We start from the raw sequence: 256 nt of genomic DNA on the forward strand, positions 1-256 counted from the left end.
GTTTGTGGTCGGCAAGAACTTGCCGAGTCTGTTCGGTGATGCTCTTGGGAATATCGCCGTACAGGATTTCAAAGTGTCCAAAGGCGAGGAGCAGTGCCCATACCGAGTCATGTTCCGAGAATCCGCAGATCTCTTTGATCTTGTAGAACTTGGCGACCTCCTCGGGAGTGGGCTCTCGCTGGATCAACGCTTGAAGGGCTTGGTCAATGGGTTTCATGGATCACGATGTATATAGGGCGTCATCAAAGGCTTCTTG

1 protein-coding gene is annotated in these 256 nt (G+C 51.6%); it reads right to left on the reverse strand.

All coding sequences use genetic code 11. The annotated features are described in order from the left end of the window. Nucleotides 1-217, reverse strand: a 217-nt coding sequence (locus SB771_RS35635; RefSeq protein WP_410722123.1) for a hypothetical protein, incomplete at its 3' end; no start/stop codon positions are given. Nucleotides 218-256: the final 39 nt, after the last annotated feature.

Origin of the sequence: Burkholderia sp. SIMBA_051, from assembly GCF_046534915.1 — a bacterium.
GTDB lineage: Bacteria > Pseudomonadota > Gammaproteobacteria > Burkholderiales > Burkholderiaceae > Burkholderia > Burkholderia ambifaria.